This is a genomic window from Nostoc sp. (assembly GCF_036917555.1).
GTDB lineage: Bacteria > Cyanobacteriota > Cyanobacteriia > Cyanobacteriales > Nostocaceae > Nostoc.
Window position 1 is genome coordinate 30,390 of record NZ_JBALDD010000036.1, and the last position, 16,963, is coordinate 47,352.

General features: G+C 41.7%; 14 protein-coding genes. 1 reads left to right on the plus strand and 13 read right to left on the minus strand.

The window, feature by feature from the left end; translation table 11 throughout:
• Window position 1: 1 nt before the first annotated feature.
• From V7K60_RS14825 to V7K60_RS14870, 10 genes are all read right to left on the minus strand, one after another.
• On the minus strand, window positions 2–1,045 hold the full coding sequence (locus V7K60_RS14825) for an aliphatic sulfonate ABC transporter substrate-binding protein (protein ID WP_334926728.1): 1,044 nt from the start codon (window positions 1,043–1,045) through the stop codon (window positions 2–4).
• Between the two features lie 244 nt (window positions 1,046–1,289).
• Window positions 1,290–2,327: an aliphatic sulfonate ABC transporter substrate-binding protein gene (locus V7K60_RS14830; RefSeq protein WP_334926637.1), complete on the minus strand. Its 1,038-nt coding sequence runs from the start codon at window positions 2,325–2,327 to the stop codon at window positions 1,290–1,292.
• A gap of 213 nt (window positions 2,328–2,540) precedes the next feature.
• Window positions 2,541–3,629 (minus strand): sulfonate ABC transporter substrate-binding protein, encoded by a 1,089-nt coding sequence (locus V7K60_RS14835; RefSeq protein WP_334926638.1) that lies wholly within the window; start codon window positions 3,627–3,629, stop codon window positions 2,541–2,543.
• Between the two features lie 87 nt (window positions 3,630–3,716).
• Window positions 3,717–4,907, minus strand: coding sequence for an aliphatic sulfonate ABC transporter substrate-binding protein (locus V7K60_RS14840; RefSeq protein WP_334926639.1), 1,191 nt, complete (start codon window positions 4,905–4,907; stop codon window positions 3,717–3,719).
• 283 nt (window positions 4,908–5,190) lie between these two features.
• A complete protein-coding gene (locus V7K60_RS14845; protein WP_334926640.1) occupies window positions 5,191–6,054 on the minus strand; it encodes a TauD/TfdA dioxygenase family protein in 864 nt (287 codons plus the stop codon).
• Between the two features lie 36 nt (window positions 6,055–6,090).
• Window positions 6,091–7,197, minus strand: coding sequence for an aliphatic sulfonate ABC transporter substrate-binding protein (locus tag V7K60_RS14850; RefSeq protein ID WP_334926641.1), 1,107 nt, complete (start codon window positions 7,195–7,197; stop codon window positions 6,091–6,093).
• Window positions 7,198–7,508: 311 nt separating this feature from the next.
• Entirely contained in the window at window positions 7,509–8,330 is an 822-nt protein-coding gene (locus tag V7K60_RS14855; RefSeq protein WP_334926642.1) for a class I SAM-dependent methyltransferase, read from the minus strand.
• 86 nt (window positions 8,331–8,416) lie between these two features.
• A complete protein-coding gene (locus V7K60_RS14860; protein WP_334926643.1) occupies window positions 8,417–9,598 on the minus strand; it encodes an acyl-CoA dehydrogenase family protein in 1,182 nt (393 codons plus the stop codon).
• A 175-nt stretch (window positions 9,599–9,773) separates the two neighbouring features.
• A complete protein-coding gene (locus tag V7K60_RS14865; protein WP_334926644.1) occupies window positions 9,774–11,261 on the minus strand; it encodes an amidohydrolase family protein in 1,488 nt (495 codons plus the stop codon).
• A gap of 124 nt (window positions 11,262–11,385) precedes the next feature.
• Window positions 11,386–12,876 (minus strand): amidohydrolase family protein, encoded by a 1,491-nt coding sequence (locus V7K60_RS14870; RefSeq protein WP_334926645.1) that lies wholly within the window; start codon window positions 12,874–12,876, stop codon window positions 11,386–11,388.
• A gap of 67 nt (window positions 12,877–12,943) precedes the next feature.
• Here V7K60_RS14870 and V7K60_RS14875 point away from each other — a divergent pair, with 67 nt between their 5' ends.
• Entirely contained in the window at window positions 12,944–13,333 is a 390-nt protein-coding gene (locus tag V7K60_RS14875; RefSeq protein ID WP_334926646.1) for a hypothetical protein, read from the plus strand.
• Here the strand turns inward: V7K60_RS14875 and V7K60_RS14880 are convergent.
• The 3 genes from V7K60_RS14880 to V7K60_RS14890 form a co-directional block, all read right to left on the minus strand.
• Entirely contained in the window at window positions 13,330–14,388 is a 1,059-nt protein-coding gene (locus V7K60_RS14880) for an ABC transporter substrate-binding protein (RefSeq protein ID WP_334926647.1), read from the minus strand. The genes V7K60_RS14875 and V7K60_RS14880 overlap by 4 nt on opposite strands.
• 161 nt (window positions 14,389–14,549) lie before the next feature.
• Complete coding sequence (locus V7K60_RS14885; RefSeq protein ID WP_334926648.1) at window positions 14,550–14,879, minus strand: ferredoxin family protein; 330 nt, start codon at window positions 14,877–14,879, stop codon at window positions 14,550–14,552.
• Window positions 14,876–16,498: an FAD-binding protein gene (locus tag V7K60_RS14890; RefSeq protein WP_334926649.1), complete on the minus strand. Its 1,623-nt coding sequence runs from the start codon at window positions 16,496–16,498 to the stop codon at window positions 14,876–14,878. The genes V7K60_RS14885 and V7K60_RS14890 overlap by 4 nt, the downstream gene beginning before the upstream one ends.
• Window positions 16,499–16,963 lie beyond the last annotated feature (465 nt).

Sequence of the window (16,963 nt, forward strand, 5' to 3'; positions counted from 1 at the left end):
GTTACTTGATACGTTGAGGTGTGATGGCTTGATATTGTTGAGTTGGAAGGATTGCATCCCTGACATCTATCTTACGGGGGATGATTTTCTCTTTAAAATAGAAATCAGCAACACTTTGTTGCTCAGCAATGATCGTAGGTGTGAGTCTTCTCAATCTAAAAGTACGACGGCGTGCTACCTTTTCTAAAATTGATACATCTAATTTAAGTTCGGGAGCAAAAGCTTTGGCAACTCCAGTTGGGTTTTTTTCAGCCCATTCTCCTACCTTGTCTGCTTCCTCTAAAAAGACTCGCACCAATTCCAGATTTTGCGTAACAAATTGACGCCTACCAAGATAAAAGCCGCCGAGAGTGTTAATTCTTGCTGCATTTCTCAGATTACGAATTGGAATAATTTTTTCCACAAGAGCCAAAAAGGGGTCACTAGCCACCCAAACTTCAACTTTGTCTTGAATAAAAGCGTCGCGGGCTTCAGATGGAGTCAAACCAACAATTTGAACATCCTTAATTTTTAACCCCACCTCTTGCAAGGCTTTTGCTAATAAATAGTGTGCATTCGACCCCCTCTGAAAAGCAATTTTCTTACCTTTAAGATCCGCTACTTTCTTAATAGGAGAATTAGCTCTGACTACAATACCTTGGTTTTCACCTTTGCTCGGTGTGCGTCCGGCAATATAGATAACTTCTGTGATCCCTGCGGCTTGGGAAAATATTGGCGGTGTCTCTCCCACATTGCCGATATCCACCTTACCTGCATTCATGGCTTCTATTAGTTGCGGCCCGGCTGGAAATGGTCCAACCCAATTTACAGTCACACCCAATGCTTTAAAACGTGGCTCAACAACTTTTTTGACTTTGACAATATCTCCAGAAGTTTGATATGCCAAGTTTATAATTTTAGCAGTAAAACCAGGTTTATTTTGTGCTTGAGCGTTATTTACTAAGCTACCTATTAAAGAAGTTGATAGAGTAAACAATCCCAATACAGAATATTGGACAATGCTTTTTAAAACTGTGCGGCGTTGTGAAATAAATGGTATTTTCATCATTGGAATATTTTAGTGAAAACTAATCGTCAATCCCAAATCACATCAGTAAGGAGGTTGGCGATCGCCTATTCCTCAGTTTTTGCTAATCCACCTACCATCCATCTCAATTAACCAGACAATAGGCTTAACAAGTTAGTTAAGCAACTTGTTAAGCCCCTTGTTGAAGTTAGGCAAACTTCCGCTACAATGTAATAGCTAGCTAAGTTAATAGCTGAATAAACTTGCCTCTACCTGTTTACCGTTACTTGATATTATCAGGTATGCTCGCTTTATATTCTAGATCAGAAAGAATCGCTTGTTTGATATCAATCTTACGCGAGATGACTTTTTCAGCAAAATAAAAATCAGCAACGCGCTGCTGTTCGGCAATGATCGCAGGTGTAATTTTTCTCAATTTATAAGTACGACGCTTTGCCACCTTTAATGCAACTGCTGGAGCTAATTTCTGTTCAGTAGCTAAAATTTTGGCATAATCGCTTGGGTCTTTTTCAGCCGCTTCTCCTACCTTCTGTGCTTCCTCTAAAAATACTCGCACCAATTGCGGATTTTGGGTGACAAATGCACGCCTGCCAATATAAAACCCGTTGAGAGTGTTAATTCCTTTTGCATTTCTCAGATTCCGAATCTGGGTAGTATTTTCCACAGCAGCTAAAAGGGGATCGCCACCCACCCAGGCGTCAGCCTTGTCTTGAATAAAGGCATCGCGGGCCTCAGTTGGAGTCAAAGCAACGATTTGAATATCGCTAATTTTTAACCCTACCTCTTTCAACGCTTTTGTTAGTAAATACTGTGCATTCGACCCTACCTGAAAAGCAATTTTCTTACCTTTAAGATCAGCTACTTTCTTAATGGGAGAATTAGCTTTCACCACAATACCTTGGTTTGTACCATCAGTGGGCGTGCGTCCAGTAAGATAGACAACTTCAGGGGTGAGGCCTGGGCGTGCGGCTTGGTCAAATATTGGAGGTGTCTCTCCGACAGTACCGATATCCACCTGGCCTTTATTCAGCGCAGCTATCAATTGCGGCCCTGCTGCGAATGGCCCAACCCAATTCACTTTTATACCTAATGCTTGGAAACGTGGCTCAACAGCTTTTTTGGACTTGACAATATCACCAGAACTTTGATAAGCCAAGTTAATTACTTTGGCAGGCACCGCTTGAGTGCTTTGCATAAGGCTACCAGCCAAGGGAGATAATAAAGTAAACAGTCCCAATGCAGAATATTGGACAACACGCTTTAAGACTGTACGGCGTTGTGGTTGAAATGACTTGTTCATCAGTTGTGATTTTCCTTGTAAGTTTTAGCTTTTAGGTTGTCAATCTTACTTTTTCAAAGAAAGTAAGATAATAGGAAGTTGTTATTTAAACCTCCTAGAACACCAATTTATGATGAAAAGTTGAGATTCTGCTAATTCAACAAATCTCCTTTTGTCTTTAATAAATTGGTATTCAAGTTTGTTTAAGAAACAAACTTCATATCTGATTATTCTCTACTTTTCACTTATCAGTGTTGGTGGAGTAATAGCTGCATATTCTTGAGGCGTGAGCAATGCTTCTTTAACATCAATCTTTTTGGGTAAGATTTTTTCGTTATAGAACAAATCAGCAACACTTTGCTGGGCTTGCATTAGTTCTGGAGTAATTCCTCTTAAACGATAAGTAGCACGGCTAGAAATTATTTCCTGAATGGGTAAATCAATTTTGAGTACTGGTGCTATAAGTTTGGCTACTTCTTTACGATTTGCTTCTGCCCATTGACCATTTTTCTCAATTTCTTCTAAAATGATGCGAACTAATTCGGGATTTCCCTTAGTAAATTCTCGTGTTCCTACATAGTATCCGCCTGGAGTACCGATATTGGTTGCATCTCTCAATACACGCGCACCGTGGAGTTTTTCTACTAAAGCTAAATGAGGATCGCCAGTTACCCAAACTGGAATAGTCCCTTGAATAAATGCACCACGTGCTTCAACATTGGGCATACTCAAGACTTTAATATCACTATATTTTAGATTCACCTCTTCTAAGGCTTTGATAATAAAATAGTGAGAAGCAGAACCTTTTTGAAAAACTACTTTTTGACCTTTAATCTGAGCTAAAGTTTTAATTGGAGAATCTTTAGGAACTGCGATCGCACTACCTTTACCTGAATTAGGGCCAAGTCTTCTACCAGCCAAATAGATGATTCTTGCACCCGCAGCTTGGGCAAAGATCGGAGGAGTTTCTCCAACTGAACCAATGTCAATTTTGCCCACATTCATCGCTTCCATAAGTTGTGGCCCTTGAGCAAATTGTGACCACTCTACTTTCAAGCCCAAAGGCTCCAAACGTTTTTCTAAAACTCCTCTGACTCTAACTAAATCACCAGAGCTTTGATACCCTATTCGCAGTAACTTTGTTTTAAAAGTTATAGTTTTAGCCCCTGCTGGTTCTGCTTTCGGCACAGTTCCTGTATTTGTGTTAGATACAGTTGACGTACAACTAATTAAAGTAGTAGATAAAGCTAGAAAACCAGGTATTGTAAACAAGGCAAATTTACTGATAACTGTTGTCTTAGATTTCACGAAACTTTTAAACATTTTTGCACCTCAAGTTTTGATTAACTACTGATTTAAAATTAGCTAATAACGTAAATTTTTCAGGTTTTTAAAGTTGATTACAATTATTTACTTATTAGATTTAATTGAATCAGGTGTGAATGCTGCATATTCTTCTGGAGTAAGTACTCCATCTTTGACATTAACCTTTTTTGGTAAAAGTCCTTGTGCATACCATAAATCAGCTATTTTTTGTTGTTTTTTAACAACTTCATCAGTTATTGGTAGCAGACCATATACTGCTTTACTATGAATTGTTTTGAGAGTAGGTACATCAATACCAACGTCACCAGTCTCAAGTTCTGCTAACTTATCAATATTTTTTTGTGACCAATCTTCAGCTTTAATAAACTCCTCTAGAAAAACTTTGATAATCTCAGGATGCTCTTGGGCAAATTTACGTGAGGTAGTATAAAAGCCACCAAGATCCTGAAGTCCTTGTCCATCTATTAATACACGACCAAGATTTTTTTGGACATTTCTGGTAATGTAAGGTTCCCAAATTACCCAAACATCAATTCCTCCCTGACTAAAAGCCACATTTGCATCTGGAGGTGGGAGAAAAAGAGATTTTACATCACTTAATTTTAGTCCCTCTTTTTGCAACGCTTTTAGCAAAACATAGTGGGCAATAGAAGCTTTTTGAAAGGAAATTTTTTTGCCCTTAAAGTCAGCAACACTTTTAATCGGAGAGTTTTTTGGTACTAAAAAAGAAACTGCTCTACCATTAAATGGGGTCGTTGCAATATACACAAGAGGTGTACCTGCGGCTTGAGCAAATATAGGTGGTGATTCAGCTGTAGCTGCAATGTCAAGGGAACCAGCATTTAACGCTTCTAAAGCTTGTGGACCAGCAGCAAACTCTAGCCACTTTACACTAAAATTCTTTGCTGCCAAACTTTTTTCTAGAGTTCCTTGCTTTCTCAGCACTGCGAGAGAACCAAGCTTAGAATAAACAACTCGTAGCTCTTGTTTTTGTGAAGTATTAGAAACTATTTGACTTTGAGATTGTGTACTAATTACGGATGGTTCGTTTTGAGTAGTTTTAGTTTCTTGGCTGCAACCAACTATGCTCATTGGTATAGTGAAAGTGCAAGCAGCGATTAATAAAGATATATATTTAGGCTCAATTTTATATTTGACTTCTATAGGTTTAGTATTTAGGCTATACTCACATACCATCCTGGTATTTTTGATTTTTGATTGTAGTGGTTTATTACTAGACAAATTTAGCCTTTGCAAAAATTTGAAAAGCCCCATAATATTTTTCTATTTAAATTTAATAATTTTCGTTGTAGCGTTTTAATAAGCTGCTAACAACTATCAATTTCAGTTTAGAGTGTATCAAGTTCGGTCTGAAAAGAAAGTATTCATTAACACTTGTTTTTAAATAAAAAAGATTTTTTTACTATTTTGATTTACAAGCATAGAATTTAATACTTAGACAAGTTTTATTGGTCAAAAATCTAGAATAACTCTTGACTCTTAACCAATAAAATATATATTTAACCGCCCATTAGCTTAATCTTCTGAGCTATAAATCCTAAAAGGGACGACTACCTGCAAGGCTAACCCGTTTTAATACTCGTCGCTCATTCGGATTGAATGCTTGGCGGTAATGTAAGGTAGCTTGATTATCCCAGTAGACAATATCGCCTACAGACCATTTGTGTTGGTAGTAGAATTTGGGTTGATTTAGATGTTGTCTCAACTGTTCAATCAGTTTAGATCCTTCTTCTGGCTCTAACCCGACAATTTCCACTTCTGTAGCAGCATCCAAGTAAAGATGCTTTTTACCACTCTCTGGATGTGTTCTAACTAAAGGATGGGGAAAGATTGGACTGATTAAAGGAATATTCTTGTCTAAACGATACAAAGAGCGGGGTGCATTCCGATCTTGCAAAAATGGGTTGTAGGTAATTAACTGCAAATCTGCAATCCTTTCTTTGGTGGCTTCATCTAATGCCTCATAGGCCAAATTGGTATTTAACCAATAAGTATCTCCACCTTGAGAAGGTATTTCTAACGCATAAAGAAGTGAACCACTAGATGGCGTAGGAGTCCATTTGTGATCGGAATGGAAAGTTAATTCTCCAGTACCGGTATAGCCACCATCGACGTTGGAAATCGGAATCACTACCGGAGTTTCTCCTGGTTTAGAAGCCAATACTGGAGTTTCGTCAGATGGTACAAAGAGTGCGCCAAAGTATAGAGAAAAGTTCAAAAGTTGTTGATCGGAGAGCTTTTGGTCTTTGAAGATTAAGATGTGGCGATCGCGCAGTGCTTGCTTAAGTTGTAATATAACTTCAGGTGCGATCGCTTGACTGGCATCAAAATCGGTAACTATAGCTCCCAAAGGGGCATCGATAGCACTAATTTTAACCTTTGTCAAAGTCGAGGTAGGCATAATACTCTCCTGTGCTTTAATTTTTTCTTCAGATAATTACTTATTCGCTAGAACGTCAGAGGGAGTAATTTTGGTGTACTCTTCAGGCGTTAAAAAGCCATCTCTAACATTTACCTTTTTGGGGATAAGTCCGAGGTTGTACCACTTATCTGCAACTTCCTGTTGCTTGATAATAGTTTTCTCGGTAATTGGTACTAGCCCATAATCATATTTCTTATGCATTATTTCTAGAGTCGGCGGATCTAGCTGAGTTACAGGAGCAAGCAGTTGTGCTACTTCTTTGGGATGATCCTTAGTCCAGATTTCTGTCTTTTCTAGCTCCTCTAAAAACACTTTAATTACATCAGGATGAGCCTGATAAAATTGGCGCGAGGTTGAGTAAAAGTTGCCCGTATCCCTCAACTTCCCGCCATCTGCTAAAACACGAGCGATTTTATTTTGTACATTTCTAGTAGCAAATGGCTCCCAAATATACCAAGCATCCACTTTATTTTGACTGAATGCCGCATTTGCATCTGCTGGAGGTAAAAAAACTGATTTGACATCGCTCAGTTTCAGTCCTGCATCTTCTAATGCTTTAACTAATAGGTAGTGACCAATAGAAGCTTTCTGAAAAGCCACTTTTTTACCCTTCAAATCCCTAACAGTTTTAATCGGAGAGTTTGCAGGAACTAGAAGTGAAATAGATTTACCACTAGGGTGTGTAGTAGCTAGATAAACAAGAGGCACTCCTGCTGCTTGGGAAAATACAGGAGGCGATTCGGCTGTAGATGCGATATCCAATCCATTTGCATTCAGGGCTTCTAACTGTTGTGGCCCAGCCGCAAACTCAGTCCACTGCACTTTAAAACCTAGAGGCTCTAATCGCTTTTCTAAAGAACCCTGTTTTTCTAAAGCTGCTAAAGCGGTAAGTTGTTTTGAACGTACAATCCGTACTACTTGTTTCTCAGTTGACTTCTCTGTAGTGCTGGATGAAACCACGGGTTCAGACGAAGTTGCCGACTGTTGAGTGTTATTTTTTGCTTCACTACAACTCGATAGGGCTGTTGATAGCATTAAGCAGTAGCTCAGAGCAAACAACAAGGAACGACGTGTTATTCTCTGGCTTTTTCTGAATTCAAACTTTCCTTTTAAAGCTGACATGGGTTATTTTATTGATTTCCCTCTAAGTGGTTAGAACAATGATGATTAATTGCAATGTAAACAAACAAAAAATCTTTTTTATTAAGTTATTTCAAAACGACAATAAATATTTTTTCCACATTTAAAAGTTTATCAATCAAATTAGGAAAGAGAGTGGGTATTACCCACCCTGCAACGACTTGAGGAACTGAAAATTTAATAGTTAGAAGGGAAAATTTAGTAAGTGGAGTGAGAAGATACCACTCCAGGGTCGTACTAGTGGAAGATTGAAACTTGGGAGTGAAACTCTGTCTTGTTCGTGTTCAATTTTGCTAGTGCTTCCAAGCGACTAAGATTGTAGATTTGAGTTCTTCTGTAAAATGTCCAGACGGTTCAACTGCTAGTAGCGCAACTCTTAGATCCTTTTCAAATGCTGGGGCGTTATCGCCATAGAAAATTTTCAGAGAGAAGGCTGTAGTGTATAAGTAGCCAAGATAGCTATCGACAGTCCAAGATTTTTCAAATGGCACTTCATAGGTTTCTTGACGAACAAAAGCCGAATTGGCAATTACAACTTCATGGGGAGGATCGACTGGCTTACGAGTCCCTTGTCCTCGTTGTCCAGTTCGGCGTTCTTCACCTAACCATTTCTTTACTACTCCAACAGCAGCTTGTTTCCAAGGTAAATTGCTTTCCCAAGGATTATCATTAGTCTGAAGCAGTGCTAACCCACCATCATCAGTAAGCAATTCATCAAGGCGTTTAAGCACTAGTTCGCGTTCCATCCAGTGAAACGCTCTACCAATAGTGGCTAACTTAAATGTCCCTAAACTAGAGTCGATTAACTCTGCTCCTTGTTCTAACCAAGTAATATTATTTGCTCCGACTGCTGCTGCTTGCCGTTTGGCTTCTGCAATCATTTCTGGATCGGGATCGATCGCCACAACTTCCTCAAATCTGGTTCGCAGAGGAATTGAAATTAATCCTGGGCCAGTACCTAAATCAAGGAGTCGTCCTTGACCATTGAGATTAAATATTTCCGCTAGTTTGTCGAATACAACAGGTGGGTATTTGGTTCTATATTGAGCATAGCCTTCAGCAGCTCCCTCAAATAAACTTGGGTCGTAGGTAGGAAGTGTTTTGAGTTGAGTCATATCAATTTTGGATTTTAGATTGGTGAGTAGAGACGCGATTCATCGCTTCTTTGGGGATAAAGGTGGAGAGAGAAATAACCAATGCTTTAAGAATATTGTGTGATGACAGGTAGTTGATCGTTGAGTACCCAATCGCCGATCGCACGCAATTTGTAGTCCACAGGATCGTGGAGAGTAAAGGTTCGTAAATCCCGCCAATAACGGTCAAATCCATATTTGGTTGCTGTGGCGCGAGTTCCGGTAACTTCAAAGATGCGGTTGGTAATATCTATACCTACACGGGTAGCTAATGCCTTGGACGCAGAAACTGCGATCGCAACTTCTCCTCTCTCTTGATGAGTCAGTTCTGCATCCTTTTCCCATGCTGCTTGCACCTTCTCGGCTGCTTGGTCGGCTAGAGCGATCGCAGCTTGGATTTCAATCCAAAAGTCACCGTAATGATGCAGAATATATGGGTCTTGAGTAGCACTATCTACACCTGATGTAATCCACGGTTTAGTAGTAGTTTTAGTGTACTCACGAGCAGCGGCGAAGGCTCCTTTAGTAATTCCCAGAAAAACGTTGGTTTTTGTTAGCTGGGCAATAATACCAAGAAAAGTTGAGAAGGCACTATCATGGGGATTTGGTGGCCCCAAAATCTCATCTTTCTCTACTAAGACATTATTAAATGTATAACTGCCGCTATCTGTGCGACGTTGCCCAATATTATCCCAATCTTGATTGGAAACTAACCCTTCCCTGTCTTTGGGAATTATGAATATGAAGGGCAATTCTACGCCATCTTCTAAAGCGGAGAATACCCGGTAATCTGCAACAGAAATACCTGTACCAAAGCTTTTAACACCATTAACCCGAAAATTCTCACCTTCTGGGTTAATTTTCAGCCTAGTATCCTTTGTATTAATTGCATTTGCCCAAAATAAGTTATTTTTAGCAGTTTCTCTATAATATTTTTCCTTTTGGGCTGGCGTTCCGGAAACGTGACCCAAAGCCGTCAAGTTGAGATGATTACCGTACAATTGACCAATTGAACCATCTGCTTTTGACAGTTTTCTAACAACTTTTAAGGCATCAATCCAAGTTGCACCAATTCCACCATATTGCTTAGGTACAATCAGTGGTAACAGTCCACTCTCACGCAGTTTATTAATTTCCTCTTCTGGAACTCCGGCTTGGGCATCCCTTTCAACTGCGGATTGAGCAAGTTCCTTGGACAAAGAAGTTGCTAGGTCAATGTAGTCCTTTGGTTTTGTGATATCTAGCACCATAATCAAATCATCCTTGGTATTGTTTCAGCAGTAGGTAGCAATCAGACGCAGAATTTAGGAGAAATGTAGAGTGGGCAAGGCCCACGCTACAAGTGAACAGAGGAAATGGAACATGGAACGTTGTAAAAAATTGTCATTAATGATTAGTCATTTGTCCTTTGCAAATGACCAATGATTAATCACTAATGACTAATGACAGATATTCGTTTGCGGCTTTCTCAACACTTGTACCCTTGAAGAAGTCTTGATTGAGACTGGTATACAACTCCAAGGGATGGATTGAGAGGAAGTAGCGGAGGTCTTCTTCGGTAATGATTTCGTGTTCTGCCATTGAGTAGGCGTTGGCAGTAACGGCGGTGATATCAGGCACATCCCAGTGACCGGAATCTGAACCTAAGAAGGCTTTAACTCGGTCACCAAAGGGATTAGCTGCACGATTAAAGGCTTGAGATACACGGGTATCGTCTGATTCTGTACCGAAGTAGAAATGATTTAAGAAGCGATCGCGCACATCTTCTGCCTTCTCTATTCCTGCTAGTTCAAATTCGTCGAGTTCGCCTGGATCTTCTGGAGCCAATAGTTGATGGTGGAATCCTAAACCGTCACCAATTTTATCTAAGCGCCCATCTACCAGTTCGCCACCGTAGCGGGTGTACAACTCTACTAATGCTTCCTTATCGATAATCGCAGGATTGTTATTTGACAACAAATGTTGTTTGTTGCGCGTTTCCCAATGCCAAATAATATCGGCGTATAAACTAGCACCCCAAGCTGAACCACCTTCTAAGAAGGCAAACTTTAATTGCGGGAAGCGGCGGGTAACTCCACCAAAGAACAGCGATTTGCATAAAGCTTCTGCTGCAAAGGCAAAGTGATTAATGTGATTGTACTGGGCGTTGGTGACAGAACGCTGAGTTGTCCAACCTTGGCTAGAAGCGTGAGTTGTCGGTACAACTTTCAGTTCTACGCACTTAGCCCAGAATGGATCGTAATCATACTCACTATCTAAGCCAAAGTTATCAATCCAAACCACTTCGTTAGCGACTTCTTTGCCGTATTTTTCAAAGGCAGGAATTGGACGACGGACGTAACCAGGGATTTGAATTGCTTTGAGTCCCAGAACATTCACTGCATATTCCAACTCTTCAATCCCTTCTTCGGGAGTGTGCAGGGGAATGGCGGCGATGGGTGTGAGGCGATCGCTATAAGGGCGGAAAATATCAGCATGATAGGTGTTAACTGCCCGACAAACAGCCCGCCGCATTTCTTGGTTGCCAATATTCGGAGCCATTGTTGCCAAGTTGGGGTAGACAACGGCAAAGTCTGTACCTGCTTCTTGCAAGCGCTCATGCAGCAACTTGGGTAAGCTAATGGTTGCCAAATTCAAAGTATTTTTTGTGGGACGACCCCACCAGTTAGGGCGATTGCTGCGATAAGCAAAACGTTCTTCCCAAGTTTGTTTATACCACTTAAAGCGGGAAGATCCTGGTAAATTTTCTTTGAAACGTTCGACAAGCGCAGTTCCACCAATTTGCTCTAAATAATCCAAAACTGCTGGTTCAAATTCTTGGGTATGTACATCGGTGTCAATGATTGGATAACCAAGTTTTTCCCGAATTTGAGCAGACCTGGTTTTTTGTGGGCGGTCTAGAGCGATCGTCATGATAATTTACCCTCATCAAATGTTCATAGGCATTGGCAAAGACGCGATAAATCGCCGTCTTTACAAGAATCAATCCTTTGTAGAGACGGCGATTTGTCGCGTCTCTTAAACCGAACCGTATTGTCTACTCCCTAATCCCTTTCGCAGCCAAAAATTCATCTGCTGTTTTCTCGACAGCCGTACCTTTGAAGAAGTCACGATTCAGGCTGGTGTATAACTCCAAGGGATGAATTGACAGGAAATATTGCAAATCTTCTTCGGTGATAATCTTGCGTTCTACCATTGAATAGGTATTAGCTGCGATCGCAGTAATATCAGGTACATCCCAGTGACCAGAATCAGAACCCAAGAAGGCTTTAACACGGTCGCCATAAGGATTAGCTTTCCGGTTAAAAGCTTGAGCTACACGGGTATCATCTGATTCTGTACCGAAGTAGAAGTGATTCAAGAAGCGATCGCGGATATCCTCTGGCTTGGTAACTCCTGCAACAGCAAATTCATCCAAATCACCTGGCTCTAGGGGAGATACTAAGTCAGCGTGGAAACCTAGACCGCTACCTAGTTGATCCAAACGACCATGTACTAGTTCACCACCATAACGGGTATAGAGTTCTAGCAGTTCTTCATAATTAACATTGGCGGGATTGTTATTTTCCACCAAATGGTCTTTATTGCGGGTATCCCAATGCCAAATCAAATCGGTGTACAAACTAGCACCCCAAGCTGCACCTCCTTCTAAGAAGGCAAACTTGAGTGTAGGGAAGCGGTGAGTTACACCACCAAAGAATAAAGATTTACATAATGCTTCCCCAGCCGATGCAAAGTGACCAATATGGTTGTATTGGTAATTGCTAATGGAACGCCGATTGATCCAGCCCATACCGGAAGAGTGGGTGGTGGGTACAACTTTAAGTTCTACGCACTTTGCCCAGAAGGGATCGTAATCATATTTACTATCCAAGCCAAAGGTGTCAATCCAAATGGCTTCGTTGGCTACTTCTTCGCCATACTTCTCGAAGGCGGGAATCGGGCGGCGGATATGTCCGGGGATTTGAATTGCTTTGAGTCCCAGCACTTTCACCGCATATTCCAATTCTGCGATCGCCTCTTCGGGCGTATGCATGGGAATGGCAGCAATGGGTGTTAAGCGATCGCTATAAGGGCGAAAAATATCAGCGTGGTAAGTGTTAGCTGCACGACAAACAGCCCGCCGCATTTCTTCATTACCAATGTGTGGTGCCATCGTTGCCAAGTTGGGGTAGACAACGGCAAAGTCTGTACCTGCTTCTTGCAAGCGTTCGTGCAGCAACTTTGGCAAACTAACGGTGGCTAAATTTAGGGGATCATTGGTGGGACGAGTCCAGAAGGGAGGGCGGGCGGTGCGGTAAGTGCGGCGTTCATCCCAAGATTGCTTAAACCATTTAGAGCGAGATGCACCGGGTAAGTGTTCTTGAAAACGTTTGGCGATCGCAGTTCCAGCAACTTGCTCTAAATAATCCAAGAATGCTGGGGGAAATTCTTGGGTATGTACATCAGTGTCAATGATCGGATAACCCAGTTTTTCCCGAATTTGAGCCGACTTAGTTTTTTGTGGACGATCTAGTGCAATAGTCATAGCATTTTACCTGAATTTTCAAATAGATTGGTCAAGAGGCAGGAGCTAGGAGGGATGCAGAAAGCCTTTGAACCTGGAAGTTGAGCCTCTGAGCTTGGAAGTTGAGCCTTTGAGCCTGGAAGTTGCACCTTTGAACCTGGAAGTTGAGCCTTTGAGCTTGAAAGTTGAGCCTTTGAACCTGGAAGTTGAGCCTTTGAGCTTGAAAGTTGAGCCTTTGAACCTGGAAGTTGAGCCTTTGAGCTTGGAAGTTGAGCCTTTGAGCTTGGAAGTTGAGCCTCTGAGCTTAGAAGTTGCACCTTTGAACCTGGAAGTTGAGCTTTTGAGCCTGGAAGTTGCACCTTTGAAAGACTTAATTACAAAAATTTGTTTTTCTTGCTCAGAAAAGTTACTGATTCCTACCTCCTCTGCTCTCTTTGCTTCTTCTACTGCCGCATTTGGAATCGCTGATAGAAATTAACGCTGTTGTTTGTTCACAACCCAATCTGTTAATTTAAAGTCCGACTTTGCTAAACCCTGCGAGACTAAAAATTTCTTTGTTCCCTCTAAAAGTTTCACACCTTCGACTGGTAATGGTTCTTCTGATATCTGTTTAAGTGGTAACGATACTTTGATGATCTCAATGGGATATTTAGTAGTTTGGGCGTGGTACTGATAATATTCTTCAGAATTAGCTTTTAAATCCTTGGCTGCTTCTGTGAGAATTGCATTAAATTTTTGGGGAAAATCAGGCTGTTTAGCCAGAAAGCTTTCGGTTGCGACAACTAATGATGTCCCTGACAGACCTTTATGATTCGCCGAAGAATCAATCACTGGAAACCCTTGTGATTTCAAATAAGGCCCCAAATCGCTTGAGGTTGCATAAGCTGCTACATCACCACGTTCTAAAGCCGCTTTTGCCTCAGTAGTCATTAAGTGAACAACTTTTACATCCTTGGCAATTTTAGCTTCAGCTAATAGACCCAGTAGGTATCGATGCATATAAGAACCTTTTTGGGTAGCTATTTTCTGACCCTTAAGTTCAGCAAGCGATCGCGGCCCATTCTTTTTCGCCACTAACCAGGCGGTTGTATTAAATTGAGTAATCCGCAGCAGTCGTGTTTCCTGACCCCTTGCTCTCAAAACTATGGCTGGTGTATCGCCTAAAGAGCCAACATCTAATTGCCCTGCAACAAGCGCCTCATTTAGATCCGGCCCGTTAGGAAACCTTGCAAAAGTAATATTTTTAAATCCCGCTTTTTGCAACTGACGATCTAAAATTCCCTTTTTCTTTGCCCAACCAAGTGGTCCTGTCGGTTCTGAACTACCTACATAACCTATTCGTAGGGTAGCAATGTTATTGGATGCAGCAACAGCGTTATTGACATTAACAGCCTCAATAGATTGAGCAGATTTAGTTTCGCCTTGGCTACATGCTGTAGTTAGTAGCAGTAGAACACAAGCCACTGAGGTTGATAATCTGCAAGTAAGTTTATTTTTACTGATAGAACCTGTTACTACTGAAAACGACAGCATGACTTTTTTCTCCGCCGTACTATACGCCGTGTGCAACTTTCTCTCCAACCTAACCCCCAACCCCTTCCCTAGAAGGGAAGGGGAGCAAGAATCAAAGCCTCTCTCCCTGTGGGGGAGAGGAATGGAAGTGGGGTTCTAAGGATAAGTTGCACATTGCATTACTATTTCATCTGCTTCAAAATTTGGAATGTTTCATCGGCTTTTGCTGTTGATGTACGTTTGTATCCCCAACCGATGTTTTCCCGATAACTACCCAGTAGCCCAACTTCTGCCAATTCTGCCTCGTTGACTGAAGTCGTCACATCGCTTTCTGGTGCCACATAAAGAGCATCAACTGGACAATACAATTCGCACATATAACAGGTTTGGCAGTCACTCTGTCGAGCAATGGTTGGCGGCGCATTAGGTACACGGTCAAACACGTTGGTTGGACAAATATTCACGCAGATATTACATTTTATGCACCGCGATTCGCTGACCAACTCAATCACACTGCTGCTCCTATTTTAGATAAAGGCTTTTCTGTACTTAGCGGCTGACTCTTCACCCAAACCTGGTCTAATCCGCCACTAATCAAGTGATGTTGCTGGTTAGCATCTTGTTCTGGATAGTCTTGATGTTTGTGCATACCACGAGTTTCTTTACGTTCAATGGCACTGCTGTACATCCATCGCGCTGTGGCTACCATTGCCGCAGCTTCTCGCGCCCGGATTAGCTCTTTATCTGATTTTACCTGGCTACTGCGGAGTTCTTGCCAAAGATGATTTAACTTACTCAAAGACTCAGTTAAGCCTTGTTCTGTACGGAAATAGTTTTTTTCGTAAGGGAATACTTCGGCTTGGACTGCTTGAATAATTTCATCAGTTGCCAAGGTTTGAGAGCGATCGCTCCCACTCTGTAATCCTACCTCTCCAACAGCCTTAACTTGTCGTTGAGTTTTATGTTCTCCCAAACTACGTCTATATTCAGCAGCCGATTTCCCCGACCAATAGCCAGAAGATATTGCCCAAGCTGCGTTATGGCTACCACCGCCAGTAAATCCGCCACAAATCAGTTCTCGTGTAGCGGCATCTCCAGCAGCGTAGAGTCCGCGTACAGAACTGGCACAACTCTCATCTACAATCCGAATTCCTCCCGTACCGCGCACAGTTCCCTCTAGGCGCAGGGTGACAGGGAAACGTTTGGTAAATGGATCAATACCTGCACGATCAAAGGGTAAAAAGAAGTTGGGCTGTGCTAAACGCATAGATGCCCGCATTGATTCTGCCGCTTTGTCTATAATGGCGTAAACTGGCTGTTGCAGCAATGTCTGAGCAATTACTGAACGTCTATGAGAACTTGCCCCCGGAATCACAGTACCGTCTTCGTAGGTAAAGGTTGCCCAATTATAAAACAGGGTTTTGGTAACTGAAGAAAAGGCGGGGGAGATGCCATAAGCGTTGGAAAATTCCATACCCGACATCTCGGCTCCTGCTTCTGCCGCCATTAAGTAACCATCCCCTGTCAGGACGTTGCATCCTAACGCTTTACTGAGAAACGCACAGCCACCTGTTGCGATAATTGTGGACTGCGATCGCACTATCCATTTTTCACCAGTCTGACGGTTTACACCTGTTGCACCAGCAACAGCACCATCGTCATCTACCAGTAATTCTAAGGCGGGGCTGTTGTCTAAAATCTTGACTCCAGCACGTTGAATTTGCCGCCGCATCAGCCGCATATACTCCGGCCCTTGCAGCGATCGCCGGTAGGGTTTGCCTTCATCGTCGGTGGGAAAGGGATAACCCCACTCTGCTAACTGATTGACGTTTATATAAGTCTGATTCAGTACCCGATCCATCCAGTTGCGATCAGCTAAAAACCCACCCAACGATTCCCGACTCGCCTTTGCTGTTTCCCGTGCTTCTGGATCTGGTGGCACATACCACACACCATTACCAGATGCAGCAGCGCATCCAGTCGTACCACAGTATCCTTTGTCTACCAGGACAACTCTAGCTCCACTTGATGCAGCACTCCAAGCTGCCCAAGTTCCAGCTGGCCCACCTCCAATTACAAGCACATCTGCTTCTAAGTCGAGTTCAAAATCGTTTGTTAACGTCTTCAGCATCTACCATTTCCCCCCATCTATAAAGTTTTAAGCATCAAGTCTTCACCCCATCCATGCTGCAAAATAAATATTTAAAAATCCAGAAATTGTGAATCCCTTAATACTGGTTCTCACTAGCTTGATACTATTTAAGTACTTTATCTTTATCGACAAACCGTAGTTTATAGTATAATAGAGTCTTTCACAGTTTTCGATAAAAAGCAAGTATTTTACCAAACAACTTCAAACGTAAATTTATGTAAAATCAACGGAGTTATTTTTCTGAATAACTTGCTTTTTACCGTCTTTTATGTGATTTTCCAATTTTCGTTCATAAAATACTTAATTTCGATAAGTGTACCGTAGTTTGATAAATTTTTCTAATCGGTATTGTCTAGATAGTAGAGACGCAAAATTTGATTAGGCTTTGTCTTGCGGCGCTAACGTGTCTCTTCGTGGGTTAAGGGCGATCGCTCCCTTAAGACT

Coding starts and splice junctions, on each gene's coding strand:
- V7K60_RS14825 (WP_334926728.1), bottom strand. CDS start 1,045: ATGAAAATACCATTTATTTCACAACGCCGCACAGTTTTAAAAAGCATT.
- V7K60_RS14890 (WP_334926649.1), bottom strand. CDS start 16,498: ATGCTGAAGACGTTAACAAACGATTTTGAACTCGACTTAGAAGCAGAT.
- V7K60_RS14840 (WP_334926639.1), bottom strand. CDS start 4,907: ATGGGGCTTTTCAAATTTTTGCAAAGGCTAAATTTGTCTAGTAATAAA.
- V7K60_RS14865 (WP_334926644.1), bottom strand. CDS start 11,261: ATGACGATCGCTCTAGACCGCCCACAAAAAACCAGGTCTGCTCAAATT.
- V7K60_RS14830 (WP_334926637.1), bottom strand. CDS start 2,327: ATGAACAAGTCATTTCAACCACAACGCCGTACAGTCTTAAAGCGTGTT.
- V7K60_RS14880 (WP_334926647.1), bottom strand. CDS start 14,388: ATGCTGTCGTTTTCAGTAGTAACAGGTTCTATCAGTAAAAATAAACTT.
- V7K60_RS14860 (WP_334926643.1), bottom strand. CDS start 9,598: ATGGTGCTAGATATCACAAAACCAAAGGACTACATTGACCTAGCAACT.
- V7K60_RS14870 (WP_334926645.1), bottom strand. CDS start 12,876: ATGACTATTGCACTAGATCGTCCACAAAAAACTAAGTCGGCTCAAATT.
- V7K60_RS14855 (WP_334926642.1), bottom strand. CDS start 8,330: ATGACTCAACTCAAAACACTTCCTACCTACGACCCAAGTTTATTTGAG.
- V7K60_RS14850 (WP_334926641.1), bottom strand. CDS start 7,197: ATGTCAGCTTTAAAAGGAAAGTTTGAATTCAGAAAAAGCCAGAGAATA.
- V7K60_RS14835 (WP_334926638.1), bottom strand. CDS start 3,629: ATGTTTAAAAGTTTCGTGAAATCTAAGACAACAGTTATCAGTAAATTT.
- V7K60_RS14845 (WP_334926640.1), bottom strand. CDS start 6,054: ATGCCTACCTCGACTTTGACAAAGGTTAAAATTAGTGCTATCGATGCC.